Below are 12,715 nucleotides of genomic sequence, written 5' to 3' on the forward strand. Positions count from 1 at the left end.
TATGAACACCGGTCGAGCCGATCGTCGAACAGGCGGCGTTGCGGCCGCCGCTGCGCACGCCTGCACCGAGCGCGGTCATCACCATGTCCACGTATCCGAGGCAGACCGGCGTTCCGGCCAGAAGCCCGCAGGCGCGCGCAGCCTCTGCCGTCAGCGGGTGACTGATTTCCGTGCCGTCGATGATCTCCGGCAGGAGCGATCGCCGGTGCTCGAGGCCCAGAGCATCGATCACCGCCGCATCATATTGGCGCGTCCTGAAATTGCCGAATGTGAAGCTCGCTTCCGACGGATCGGTCACGCGAATACCGGTCAGGTTGAGATAGAGCCAATCCTTGCAGTGCAGGGCGGTTTCTGCCTGCTCCAGCAACTCCGGCATGAGGCTGTCCATGTAAGCGAGTTGCGCTCCCTGCTGGCAGGTATTGAGGCCGGTACCGGTCGCTTCAAAGCGCGCACGATTCTCCTCCCGCCTGCTCAGACGCGAAACGGTCGAGGCCGCGCGCGCGTCGAGCCAAAGCCAAGCATCGCCGACAGGTGCGTTGCCGGAGCCGACGAGCCAGGTTCCATCTCCTTGTCCGGTCACCGCAATTGCGGCGGTGCGCGTGGCAAGGTCGGGCACCTTGCCGGAAAGGCCGCGCAATGCCGTCACGCAATCCAACCAGGTCTGAGAGAGCGATTGCGTCGCGGAGCCGTCATCCCCGGTTGCGTATTTGTTGCGTGCCGACGCCGAAGCGATCTGGCGACCGGAAAGCTCGAACGCCACGGCCTTGATGACCGAGGTTCCGGCATCGATGCCGATGATGATCTGCTCGCTGTTAGGCATTCGGAGGCTGTCCTGCCATGAGGAAGCATGCCGCGTCCGGCAACGATCCTGTCAAATTCATTCTCCTCATCCCCGATCGACCTGATGCATCATTAACACATCGTTCGTTCCACCCAGGACGACGCTTGAACGCGCGCATCCTGCGACCGGCATATTCGGCATCGGCTAATGCATTGCCCGCGCTCCTGTCTTCAGCGCGGTCCGCTCCGATCTCGCCGCAGGCTGCCGCAAAATCGAATATAACATAGAGATACCACCTTACTAGCAATATTTTTCTGGTGTTGAAATTTTTTTCAGGTAAAATGAATGATGCAAGGGCCGTTACAAGCGGACCGGGTTGTGACGGGCGCGCGACCCTTATGCAAAAGACCTGATGGCAACTTCTTGCTTGGCAGGCGATTGAAAAGCGCCGGTCGTGGCAAATGGAAGCGGAGTAAAGCTGTTGTTTTCAATAGTTTATGGCCGATGGAAGAGAGGCGGCCTTTCGTCAAACTCTGTGTTGCGGCGTTCATCGTACGATGGTGTCTGCGCGAGATTCTGGACGCTCAGCGGCTCGCTTGTTGAAACTTCACGTTCGCCGCGTGGCGCTCCACTTGGATTAGAATGCCATTGACAGAATGGCAAAACATAACATAGCCTGCGTGTTAAATAACACTTAGCTATCACGAGACTTAGAATTAACGGATAGTGAGTGGTGATCCGGGCGGTTGGGGGGAGACAAGCGCCTATAGACCGAGGAGGATGCCCATGAGCTTGTTTTTGCCAAGCTGCGAACATGCAGCGCTTGTGCGGTTTGATCGACAAAAGCCGCCTCGGCTACGCTGACGTTTTGACGTCAGAACGTCACACTCGCTCCTCCCCACGCACGGCGTAATCCGACCAGCAACGCAAAAAGGTCGTCCGAACATGAGCACGCAGACTGAATACGTAGCAGCCAAATCTGGCGGGAGAATGAAAACCCTGGCGAGCGTCGCTGTCGCAGTGATTGTCCTTGGAGCAATCGCGCTCGATACCACGGTTGTGAAGATCGGATCCGATCACGATGTCCGGGAACAGGCATTTTCGCCCGCCGCTTATGGGGCCCAGGAATTCCCCAAGATACAGGCCAATGTTCAGGAGCGCGCCGTTGCCGCGGCCGAGCTCGCGACCGCTATTGCTGCCGACAAGAAAGCTGCAGGCGTGAAATACGGCACTGCGACGAGCACCGGTCCGGTCATCCCGGTCACGCTGACGGGCACGTTCGGTACCCGCAAGTCCAATACCAACGAGATGAAGATTGATGGATTGCCTCCCGAGACGGTGGTCCGTGTCCAGACCGGCCCTGCGGTCAATGGCACGGACCTCCGCGATGCCACCGGCTCCATCGAGTTCGGTCAGTTCACCAATCAGATCCAGTATCAGGATGCCGGATCGGCCATCAACAATGAGATGAAGAAGACGGTCTTCGCCGGCCTTGACCCGGATACGCTGGATGGCAAGTCCGCGACCGTTGTCGGCGTCTTCAAGCTCGTCAATCCCAAGAACTGGCTTGTAACTCCGGTTAAGGTGGAAGTGAAATGAGCCAGGCAGCACGTGTTAACGGCAAGCTCGGCGAGGTCGTCCTTGCGGCACGCAACATCGCCAAGTCCTATGGCAATGTTCATGCGCTGAAGGGTGTGAACTTCGACATTCATCGTGGCCAGGTCACCACGCTCTTTGGTGAAAACGGAGCCGGCAAATCAACGCTGATGAAGATCCTGTCCGGCGTCGTTCAGCCGAGTTCGGGTGAAATCATCCTCGACGGAAATCCGGTAACCTTCAGTTCCTCCACCCATGCGCGCGAGTGTGGGATTTCGATCATTCATCAAGAACTGAGTCTCGCGCCGAATCTCAGCGTTCGCGACAACATCTTCATGGGCCGCGAGATCATGAAGGGAGGCGTTGTCGACTTCGCCGAAGAGGAGCGCCAGACACGGGCGCTCATGGAGGAGCTGGAAGAAGACATTGACCCGCTTACACCTGTCGAAGACTTGCGTCTTGGCCAGCAGCAAATCGTGGAGATCGCCCGAGCCCTATCGGTCAACTCGCGCATCCTGATCATGGATGAACCGACGTCGGCGCTGAGTGCGACCGAGGTGGAAGTTCTGTTCAAGGTTATCCAGGATCTGACGAGCCGCGGGGTCTCGATCGTCTATATTTCCCACCACCTCGAAGAGGCTTTGCAGATCACCAATCATGCGGTCGTGCTTCGCGACGGCAAGATGACTGCCTATGCCGAACGCAAAGACATCGATCTGGAATGGATCGTCCGTAACATGGTGGGCGACAATTTCGATCTGGGAAGCCCGCCCACTGGCCACGAGATCGGCCGGGTGGCGCTCTCGATCAACGAACTGACCGTTCCCGGCCCTTCAGGCGCCGCCTATAATTCGGTCAACCGCCTGTCACTGCAGGTCAAGTCCGGCGAAGTCGTCTGCATATACGGCCTGATGGGCGCCGGGCGCACCGAACTGCTTGAATGCGTCGCCGGCCGGCTGAGGTCGAGTGGTGGCCAGATCCTACTTGAAGGGCGCGACGTCGCCGGCCTGAGCATTGCCGATCGTATCGCAAATGGCCTGGTGCTGGTTCCCGAAGATCGTCAGCGGGACGGCCTGGTTCAGACCATGACGGTTGGCTCGAACCTGTCGCTGGCGAGCATACGTGCTTTCACAAAAGGGCTCTTCACCTCCGGCCGCCGCGAGCGGGATCTCATCGACGATTCAATCAAAAAGGTCCATGTCAAGACGGACGGGGGAGGTGCCGCGATCGGTTCGCTTTCCGGCGGCAATCAGCAGAAGGTCGTCATCGGAAAGATGCTGGCCACCGAGCCGCGGGTCATCCTTCTCGACGAGCCAAGCCGCGGGATCGACATCGGCGCAAAAGCGGAAGTGTTCAAGCTGCTGGCAGAACGTGCGAAGCAGGGCTTGGCGGTGATCTATTCGACATCGGAAGTCAATGAATGCCTGAGCATCGCGCATCGCATCATCGTCATGCATCGCGGCAGGATATCAGCCGAATTCGGTTCGGACGTCACTAAAGAAAAGATCATGGCCGCCTCTGGCGAAGCAGTGATCGCGCACTAGCCCGGAACTATGGAGCACTGATTATGTCAGTCACGAATCTAACCGAAAAGAAAACAGTGGCGAATGGGCAAAGGCGCAACACCAATTTCGTGCGTCTGCTTCTGGAGGGGCGTGCATTTTTTGCGCTGATCGTGATCGTCGCGGTCTTCTCCTTCCTGTCTCCATACTATTTCACCTTGAACAACTTTCTGATCATGGCCTCGCATGTCGCGATCTTCGGCATCCTGGCCATCGGCATGCTGCTCGTCATCCTGAACGGCGGTATCGACCTGTCGGTGGGCTCGACGCTTGGACTTGCCGGCTGCATTGCCGGGTTCCTGATGCAAGGTGTCACTTTGAACGCCTTTGGCGTCATCCTGTATCCGCCGGTCTGGGCCGTCGTCGTCCTCACCTGCGCGCTCGGCGCGGTGGTGGGCGCAGTCAACGGCGTGTTGATCGCCTATCTCAAGGTGCCGGCCTTCGTTGCCTCGCTCGGCGTGCTTTACGTCGCTCGCGGGATCGCGCTGCTGATGACCAATGGTCTGACCTACAACAATCTCGGCGGGCGCCCGGAGCTTGGCAATACCGGCTTCGATTGGCTCGGCTTCAATCGCCTGGCCGGTGTCCCGATCGGCGTCATCGTCCTTGCCGTTCTGGCGATCGTCTGCGGTCTCGTTTTGAGCCGTACCGCCTTCGGCCGCTGGCTATACGCCTCGGGCGGCAACGAGCGCGCGGCCGATCTCTCTGGTGTTCCGGTCAAGCGGGTCAAGATCATCGTTTATGTGCTTTCGGGCGTCTGCGCTGCGATTGCCGGGCTGGTCTTGTCTTCCCAGCTTACCTCGGCCGGTCCGACGGCGGGCACCACCTACGAGCTGACCGCGATTGCAGCCGTTGTCATCGGCGGTGCGGCGCTGACTGGCGGGCGAGGGACTGTCCGTGGCACGATGCTCGGTGCCTTCGTCATCGGCTTCCTTTCCGACGGTCTCGTGATCATCGGCGTGTCGGCCTACTGGCAGACGGTCTTCACCGGCGCCGTCATCGTTCTGGCCGTTCTCATGAACAGCATCCAATACGGACGTCGGGTCAAATCGACCTGACGAACGCGACTGAACTTGTCCACGACGGCCCATCTTCAACACATCGCCGATTGCGGAAAGCACGGCCGGTTCGCCGGCAACATCTGAGCTCATCGAAAGGGAGAGAGAAACCATGTTTAAAAAAGGCATTCGTATTCTTCTGGCAGCTGCGGCGGTTGCGCCGATTTTTGTAAGCTCCGCATGGGCGGCGGGTCAGATGACGATCATCGTCAACGATCCCTCCAACCCCTACTGGTTGACGGAAGGCAATGTCGCAAAGGCCACCGCCGAGAAGCTCGGCTACACGGCCTCGGTGAGCGCTCACAAGGGCGACACCAACACCGAAAGCAACCTGATCGACACGGCGATCACCAACAAGTCGGTCGCAATCATTCTCGACCCTGCGAACGCAGACGGCTCGGTCGGCGCAGTGAAGAAGGCGGTCGCCGCCGGCATTCCGGTCATTCTGGTCAACGCCGAAATCAACCAGGAAGGGCTTGCCAAGGCGCAGCTAGTCTCCAACAACGCTCAGGGTGCCGCCCTCGGTGCGCAACAGTGGGTCGAAGCGGTCGGCGACAAGGGTAACTATGCCGAACTCTTCGGCGCTCCGTCGGACAACAATGCGGCAACGCGTTCGAACGGCTATGAGACCGTGCTGTCGCAGTATCCGGACCTGAAGAAGGTCGCTCAGGAAGTCGCCAACTGGGACCGTACCCAGGGCCACAACAAGATGCAGTCCATGCTCCAGGCCAATCCCGACATCATCGGCGTGATCTCGGGCAATGACGAAATGGCGCTCGGCGCAATCGCTGCGCTGAAGGAAGCCGGCAAGCTTGCCAACATCAAGGTCGGCGGTTTCGATGGTTCTCCAGACGCCGTTGCTGCGATCAAGGCCGGCGAGCTCCAGTACACCGTTCTGCAGCCGGTCGCCGTTTTCTCTGAGGAGGCCGTCAAGCAGGCAGACAACGTTATCAAGACTGGCAAGACCGGCGCCGAGAGCGAAAAGCAGCTCTTCGATTGCCTGCTGATCACGAAGGATAACGTCGACAAGTACACGGGCCCGTTCGTTCTCGCCCAGTAATCATATGAGGGGACGCCGGCAGCGGCGTCCTCTTCTCCTTCCGCGCGGGTCTCATGAACGCTCATTGCCGTGACCCAGCGGGGAAGGCGGCACCGTGCAGCCGCTCCTTTGGTCTCCTGCTTTGCCCTGGTACCGCATTCGCAGTAGGAGATCTGAGATCCACGGAATTTGGCAGAGAGGCTAACGTGACACAGAAGATAAGCGTAGGAGCACTCCTGCCGGACGAGTTGCCGAGCGACAGCCGGCATACCCGCCAGCTCGTTCGCCGGCAAATGATCGCAGAGGCGGTCATGGCGGAAGGCTCGATGCGCATCGAGGACCTGACCGATCGCTTCGGAATAAGCCTGATGACGGCGCACCGCGATGTGGACGAACTGGTCAGCCGCGGTCTGTTCCGGAAGACGCGCGGCATTGTCACGGCCGCCGCTACCAGCCTGATCGAATCGAGCGATGTCTACCGTTCGAGCCGCCAGTCGGCGGAAAAAAAGATGATCGCGAAAGCCGCGATGCAATTTGTCGAGCCGGGGCAGGCGATCTTCTTCGACGATTCCACCACGGTGCTTCAAATGGCCGCCCACCTGCCGGCCAAGGTCCCGCTGACGGCGATCACGAACTCGCTCACCCTCATGAACGCGTTGAAGGGAATGCACGATGTCACGCTGCTGGCCCTCGGAGGTCAGTACTACAATTGGTGCAATGCTTTCATGGGGCGCATGACGATCAACGAAATCAACAGGCTGAGGGCGGATGTGGCATTCATTTCCATGTCCGCGATCACCGACGACATCGTCTTCCATCAATCGCCGGAGCTGGTCGATACAAAACGGGCAATGTTCGATTGCGCCGTCAAACGCATCCTTCTCATGGACCACACCAAATTCGAGCGGCGCGCGTTGCACAGCTTCGCGGCGCTGACAGAATTCGACGTCGTCATCGTTGATGACAAGACGCCGGCCGTTCATGTCGATCGCATGCGATCCAAGGATATCAATGTCGTGATTGCCAAGAACGACGAGGTCCGGTCCTGAATCTGCGCATGCGCGATGCCGTCGTCCAGCGGTTCATGCGTATGCCGGTCCGTCGTTTTCACCAGTGGGAGTAACCTGAATGCCGAGTCTGCTCGGAATCGATAGCGGCTTGACCGTGACCAAAGCGGTGATTTTCGACGTCGACGGTACGCCGATCGCCGTGGCGCGCAGGCGTGTTACGCAGTTCATGCCCAAGGCCCGCCACGTCGAGCGGGATATGGACGAACTCTGGAACGCGACAGCCGACGCAATCGCAGAGGCCGTGCGCCTCAGCGATCGCCCCGCGAGCGACATTCAAGCGGTTGCGGCCACTGCCCACGGTGACGGCATCTATCTGCTTGATCGGTCCCGCAAGCCGCTCGGGCGCGGGATCCTGTCGCTCGACAGCCGGGCAGGATCCGTCGTCGACCGCTGGCTGGGAAGCCGTGTTGCGGACGAAGCTGTAAGGCTGACCGGGCAGCTTCCGCATGTCTCCGCGCCGTCAGCCCTTCTCGCCTGGATCAAGGAAAGGGAACCCTCCCGTTTCGAACAGATCGGTCACATTCTGAGCTGCAAGGATTGGCTGCGCTTCTGCCTTACAGGCGAGATCGGCACCGACCGGACGGAAGCAAGCACGTCCTTCACGAACGTCGAAACCCAGGATTATTCGGAAGACGCGCTTCGGCTGTTCGGGCTGGGCGAGTTGAGCCACGCTTTGCCGCCGGCGTCTCGTTCTGACGAGATTGTCGGACGTGTCACGCGTGCCGTCGCGGAACGGACAGGCCTGGCGGAGGGGACTCCCGTGGTCGCCGGTCTTCACGACGTCACCGCGTCCGCTTTGGGCGCTGGCGGTTATGCCTCTGGCGTGGTCACCGTCATAGCCGGCACCTATTCGATCAACGAGACCTTGTCGAGCGAACCGAGCGTCGACAAGCGGTGGTTTTGCCGTAACGCCATTGCGCCCGGACAATGGAACAACATGTCGATTTCGCCTGCGTCGACGGCCAATTACGATTGGTTTCTCGACAAACTGTGCAGCACTGAGCGCATGAGCGTCGAGGCGGCCGGACAGTCGGTGCATGCGCTGCTTGCGCCTGAAATCGAAGCAGCGTTCAGCCGTCCATCGACAGCGCTTTTCCACCCTTATCTCTTCGGCTCTCCCTATGGCGCCTCGGCGAGCGCAGGGTTCTTCGGGCTCGGTGGATGGCACGACAGGGGCGACATGTTGCGCGCTGTCCTGGAAGGCATCGCCTTCAACCACAAGATCCATGTCGACGCACTGCGCGACGGTTTCGAATTCTCCGAGGCAAGGCTCGCCGGCGGTATTTCACGCAATCCAACCGTCGTGCAGATGTTCGCCGACGTTCTCGGCATGCCGGTCACCGTGACCCAGACGGACGAGGCGGCGGCCTGGGGCGCAGCGCTCTGCGCAGGCGCGGGCGTCGACCTCTATGCCGACCCGCAAAGTGATCCGCGCGAGGGCGGCACGATCGGCAGAACCTGCTATCCCGATCCATCCCGCAGCGCGGACTATCAGGTTCGATATAGCCTGTTTCGCGAGATTGCCGATGCGATGGCGCCGATCTGGCCGAAGCTCGGAAAGCTCGTCCCGTCCGAAACCCAAGAGTAGAGATCGAAGCCGCCGCACGCTCGGCGCTTCCAGACAGTTCACCAGGACAATACATCAATGACCGATATCGCCACCGATCTGGAACAGCGTTTTGCGCGGCTTCAAGAAAACGACATCGACGTCGTCATTCTCGGGGCAGGCGTCAACGGGGCGGGATTGTTCCGCGACCTGACCGCCCAGGGCGTCAACTGCCTCATCGTCGATAAGGCCGATTTCGGCTCGGGAACGAGCGCGGCACCGTCGCGACTCATCCACGGCGGCCTCAAATATCTCGAGACCGGTGAGTTCGGGCTGGTTGCCCAGTCAACGCTCGAACGGAATTTGCTCCTCAAGAATGCGCCGCACTGCGTCGACCCCTTGCCGACGTTCATTCCCATTTTCTCCTGGACGCGCGGCATATGGGCGGCATTGCGGACTCTGATTGGCTCGACGACTGCACCACGCAGCCGCGGCGCTCTTCTCGTGAAGATCGGGCTCGCACTCTACGACTTCTACGGATCGCGCAATCGCGTCATGCCCCGCCATCGGCTCCTGTTGAAAAAGAAGGCACTGAAGGAGATGCCGCATGTCACCCCGGCAATCGTCGCCGGAGGTATCTATTATGATGCCAAGATCAGCCGGCCGGAGCGGCTCGTCTACGAACTCGTCATGGATGGGCTTGAAGCGAACGGAAACTCGCTGGCCGCGAATTTCACGACGCTGGTTTCCTCAGCGGACGGAAAACTCACCTTCCAGCGATCGAACGGGAGCACTTTTAGCGTTTCTCCAAAACTCGTCGTCAACGCAGCCGGCCCGTGGATCGATCGTGTCAATGAAGCGCTCGGCGCGCCCTCGCGGCTGATCGGCGGGACGAAAGGATCGCATATCCTGCTCGATCACCCGGAGCTCGTGCACAGCCTGAACGGCCATATGATCTATTTCGAAGCGGATGATGGCCGTATCTGTCTGGTTTACAGCTATCTGGGCCTCGCCCTCGTCGGCTCCACCGACATTCCCTGCGACGACCCCGATAATGTTCGCTGCGAAGAGCCGGAGATTGAGTATTTCCTGGACAGTGTGAGATCCCTCTTGTCGGGACTCCGCTTCGAGCGGGAACAGGTAGTCTACAGCTATAGCGGCATTCGCCCGCTGCCGGCATCCGACGCTTCTTCCCCGGGCCTGATCAGCCGCGACCACTCAGCCCCGGTGATGGAGCCACAGGCAGGACGGCCTTTCCCGATCATCTCGCTTGTCGGGGGCAAATGGACGACATTTCGCGGTTTTGCGGAAGAAGTTGCGGATCTTGCGCTCAAACGTCTTCAACGCGGCCGGAAGCAATCGACGCAGAACCTCGCCATCGGCGGCGGCAGAAATTTTCCGGGAAGCCCTGCGGCTAGAGCGGATTGGATACGAGCGACCGCGGCAAAAACCAGTGCAGACCCGAAGAGAGTGGACCAACTTTTGGCGCGGTATGGCACCACAGCTTCGGCGATCCTTGAACATACGTCAGCCTATGCCGACGCCGAACGCCTTTCCGGTGCTGTCCACTACAGCTTCCTGGAAATCGATTGGATCGCGCGGCAGGAGATCGTCGTGCATTTGTCCGACATCGTGCTCAGGCGCACCACGCTTGCGATCGAGGGAACGCTGACGATGGAAGGGCTGCGTGAGATCGGCAGGATTGCCGCGGCGGCTCTTGGATGGACGGATGAGCGGCTCGCCGTGGAAATCGACGACGTTGTGACGTCGCTGAAGACCCTTCACGGGCAGAGCCTGCAGGAAACCGCAGGCAAAAACGTCAGCGGGCGTGCGAGCGCCCGCTGACGTTTCGCTATCAAGAAAAAGTCGGGTCCAGCGCCCCGGACTTATAGCGCTTTGCCATTTCCGAGAGCGGAAGCGGCCGGATGTCCGAAGCCTTGCCGGCCGTTCCAAACTGCTCAAACCGTTCCTTGCAGAGCTTCGTCAGCGCCGCCATTGCAGGCTTGAGATATTTGCGCGGATCGAATTCGCTGGGGTCTTCCTGCAGGACGCGCCGGATCTGGCCGGTCATCGCCATTCGGCCATCGGTATCGATGTTGATCTTGCGGACGCCATTCTTGATGCCGCGCTGAATTTCCTCGACCGGCACGCCCCATGTCGGCTTCATCTGGCCGCCGTACTTGTTGATGATTTCCTGCAGCTCGAGCGGTACCGATGACGAGCCGTGCATCACCAGATGCGTATTCGGCAGCTTCTGGTGAATCTGCTCGATGATGTTCATCGCCAGAACCGAGCCGTCAGGCTTGCGGCTAAACTTGTAAGCGCCATGCGAGGTGCCCATGGCAATCGCCAGCGCGTCGACCTTGGTCTCGCGGACGAATTTGACCGCTTCGTCGGGATTGGTCAGAAGCTGATCATGCGAGAGCTTGCCTTCGGCTCCATGCCCGTCCTCGGCTTCGCCCATGCCGGTTTCCAGTGAACCCAAAACGCCGAGTTCTCCTTCCACCGAGACGCCGCCGAGATGGGCCATCTCGGCGACCTTCCTGGTGACGCCGACATTGTAGTCCCAATCGGCCGGTGTCTTGGCGTCCGCCTTGAGGGAGCCGTCCATCATCACCGATGTAAAACCGGCCTGAATGGCTGTCATGCAGCTGGACGCTTCGTTGCCGTGATCGAGGTGCACGCAGACAGGGATGTGGGGATAGATTTCGACGACCGCATCCATCATGTGCTTCAGCATGATGTCGTTGGCATAAGCTCTGGCGCCGCGCGAAGCTTGCATGATCACCGGCGCATCGACGGCGTTGGCCGCCTCCATGATGGCGAGGGCCTGTTCCATATTGTTGATATTGAATGCGGGCACTCCGTAGCCTTGTTCTGCGGCGTGATCGAGCAACTGTCTCAACGTAATGCGTGCCATCAAGCTCTCCTTCTGAGCAACCTTAGCTGGGTTCAAGATACTGCGTAAATCGTCATTTTAGCGAGGAACGATTGAGACCAAAGCGTTACCATGGCTTCAACGCATATAAATGACCGGCTCAGCGTCGCACGCGAGCACTTGTGGTCCGCTTCGTACAAGGCAGTCTCACATATCACGCGTGGAAATAACTAACAACGAATGATAACAAAATAACAACAATCCAGATACTTTGTTGCGTGCCGTGTGAGAGCATTATTTCGGTCGCGCGGTACTGCGCGCCGACGCTTTCGGCCGGCGCGCAGGCGCGGGTCTGTCCTATACCTGAGCGAGGGCAAGGCTTGCCCGAGCTGCAAGGATAGCCTTGCAGGCATTTGCTGCCTCTTGTCCCTTGATGACGAAATGATCCTTGAAGAAGCGAATGTGCGCTTCCGACTCCTGGAAATTATGGGGCGTGAGCACCGCCGAGAGGATCGGCACGTTCGTATCGAGCTGAACCCGCATCATCGCGTCGAGTACGGTCGCTGCCACGAAATCATGGCGGTAGATGCCGCCGTCGACGACGAATGCACAGCCGACGATCGCCGCGTAATTTCCGGTCCTGGCAAGCATCTGGGCATGAAGCGGAATTTCCAGCGCACCGGGAACGTCGATGATATCGACTTCGGTGCTCGCTCCACCTTGAGCCTGCCACGCTTCGACGAAGGACGTGACGCATTGGTCGACGATATCGGCGTGCCAGCGGGCACGGACGACGGCGATCCGGTTCTGGTTGGGTTTGGTTGCGATAGTCATGTTTTCTGCCTTTCAAGGGTCTGCCGGTTGGGCCGGCGGTTAAGGCCGCTGGGAGCGGCCCGAATATCCCTTGGGCGAACAAGCACGAGAGGCCCTTCCTGCGAAAGGTCCCGCCTGCATGCTCTCTTCCATCCGGACTATACCGTCGGCTCCGGCCTCTCACCGGATCTGCTGACCCTCCAGATGCTGGAGGCGCTCGCGGGCTCCGGGATAAAATCCCGATACCGCCGGTGGGGAATTGCACCCCGCCCTGAGAACGCGGCGAACATAAAGCGAAGAATCTGGGAAACGCAAGATGCACTGAAATCGAAAATCCGGCTCTTCGCGTGTTTCGCTTTCGAACGATGTTCG

Annotated in this window: 10 protein-coding genes and 1 riboswitch; of the genes, 7 read left to right on the forward strand and 3 right to left on the reverse strand. The window is 59.6% G+C overall.

The window, feature by feature from the left end:
- Positions 1-820 (reverse strand): FGGY family carbohydrate kinase (locus ACPYOI_RS23425; protein ID WP_481423421.1); only part of this gene is annotated, 820 nt, incomplete at its 3' end.
- Positions 821-1,726: 906 nt separating this feature from the next.
- Here ACPYOI_RS23425 and ACPYOI_RS23430 point away from each other — a divergent pair.
- The 7 genes from ACPYOI_RS23430 to ACPYOI_RS23460 all read left to right on the forward strand — a co-directional run bounded on the left by ACPYOI_RS23430 (position 1,727) and on the right by ACPYOI_RS23460 (position 10,497).
- Entirely contained in the window at positions 1,727-2,380 is a 654-nt protein-coding gene (locus ACPYOI_RS23430) for a DUF2291 domain-containing protein (protein ID WP_481417368.1), read from the forward strand.
- Complete coding sequence (locus ACPYOI_RS23435) at positions 2,377-3,921, forward strand: sugar ABC transporter ATP-binding protein (protein WP_168829359.1); 1,545 nt, start codon at positions 2,377-2,379, stop codon at positions 3,919-3,921. The genes ACPYOI_RS23430 and ACPYOI_RS23435 overlap by 4 nt, the downstream gene beginning before the upstream one ends.
- Before the next feature lie 23 nt (positions 3,922-3,944).
- Entirely contained in the window at positions 3,945-4,997 is a 1,053-nt protein-coding gene (locus tag ACPYOI_RS23440) for an ABC transporter permease (RefSeq protein ID WP_168829360.1), read from the forward strand.
- 112 nt (positions 4,998-5,109) lie between these two features.
- Positions 5,110-6,057 carry a substrate-binding domain-containing protein gene (locus tag ACPYOI_RS23445; RefSeq protein ID WP_481423422.1) on the forward strand — a complete coding sequence of 316 codons (948 nt, stop codon included), beginning with the start codon at positions 5,110-5,112 and terminating at the stop codon, positions 6,055-6,057.
- Positions 6,058-6,242: 185 nt separating this feature from the next.
- Positions 6,243-7,085: a DeoR/GlpR family DNA-binding transcription regulator gene (locus tag ACPYOI_RS23450; protein ID WP_481419996.1), complete on the forward strand. Its 843-nt coding sequence runs from the start codon at positions 6,243-6,245 to the stop codon at positions 7,083-7,085.
- Between the two features lie 79 nt (positions 7,086-7,164).
- Entirely contained in the window at positions 7,165-8,694 is a 1,530-nt protein-coding gene (locus tag ACPYOI_RS23455) for an FGGY-family carbohydrate kinase (protein ID WP_481419995.1), read from the forward strand.
- Positions 8,695-8,751: 57 nt separating this feature from the next.
- A complete protein-coding gene (locus ACPYOI_RS23460) occupies positions 8,752-10,497 on the forward strand; it encodes a glycerol-3-phosphate dehydrogenase/oxidase (protein ID WP_481419994.1) in 1,746 nt (581 codons plus the stop codon).
- A gap of 10 nt (positions 10,498-10,507) precedes the next feature.
- Here the strand turns inward: ACPYOI_RS23460 and fba are convergent, their stop codons facing one another.
- Together fba and ACPYOI_RS23470 are read right to left on the reverse strand one after the other, a co-directional pair.
- Positions 10,508-11,572, reverse strand: coding sequence for a class II fructose-bisphosphate aldolase (gene fba / locus ACPYOI_RS23465; protein ID WP_481419993.1), 1,065 nt, complete (start codon positions 11,570-11,572; stop codon positions 10,508-10,510).
- A gap of 315 nt (positions 11,573-11,887) precedes the next feature.
- The gene (locus tag ACPYOI_RS23470) at positions 11,888-12,364 is read right to left on the reverse strand and encodes a 6,7-dimethyl-8-ribityllumazine synthase (protein WP_481419992.1); all 477 of its coding nucleotides are present in this window, start codon (positions 12,362-12,364) and stop codon (positions 11,888-11,890) included.
- 116 nt (positions 12,365-12,480) lie between these two features.
- A riboswitch (FMN riboswitch) is annotated at positions 12,481-12,626 on the reverse strand.
- Positions 12,627-12,715: the final 89 nt, after the last annotated feature.

Source organism: Rhizobium sp. SVR5-2C, from assembly GCF_056755115.1.

Bases quoted from the DNA above. Each gene is read 5' to 3' on its own strand.
- ACPYOI_RS23430 (WP_481417368.1), top strand. From the start codon at position 1,727: ATGAGCACGCAGACTGAATACGTAGCAGCCAAATCTGGCGGGAGAATG.
- ACPYOI_RS23435 (WP_168829359.1), top strand. From the start codon at position 2,377: ATGAGCCAGGCAGCACGTGTTAACGGCAAGCTCGGCGAGGTCGTCCTT.
- ACPYOI_RS23440 (WP_168829360.1), top strand. From the start codon at position 3,945: ATGTCAGTCACGAATCTAACCGAAAAGAAAACAGTGGCGAATGGGCAA.
- ACPYOI_RS23445 (WP_481423422.1), top strand. From the start codon at position 5,110: ATGTTTAAAAAAGGCATTCGTATTCTTCTGGCAGCTGCGGCGGTTGCG.
- ACPYOI_RS23455 (WP_481419995.1), top strand. From the start codon at position 7,165: ATGCCGAGTCTGCTCGGAATCGATAGCGGCTTGACCGTGACCAAAGCG.
- ACPYOI_RS23460 (WP_481419994.1), top strand. From the start codon at position 8,752: ATGACCGATATCGCCACCGATCTGGAACAGCGTTTTGCGCGGCTTCAA.
- fba (WP_481419993.1), bottom strand. From the start codon at position 11,572: ATGGCACGCATTACGTTGAGACAGTTGCTCGATCACGCCGCAGAACAA.
- ACPYOI_RS23470 (WP_481419992.1), bottom strand. From the start codon at position 12,364: ATGACTATCGCAACCAAACCCAACCAGAACCGGATCGCCGTCGTCCGT.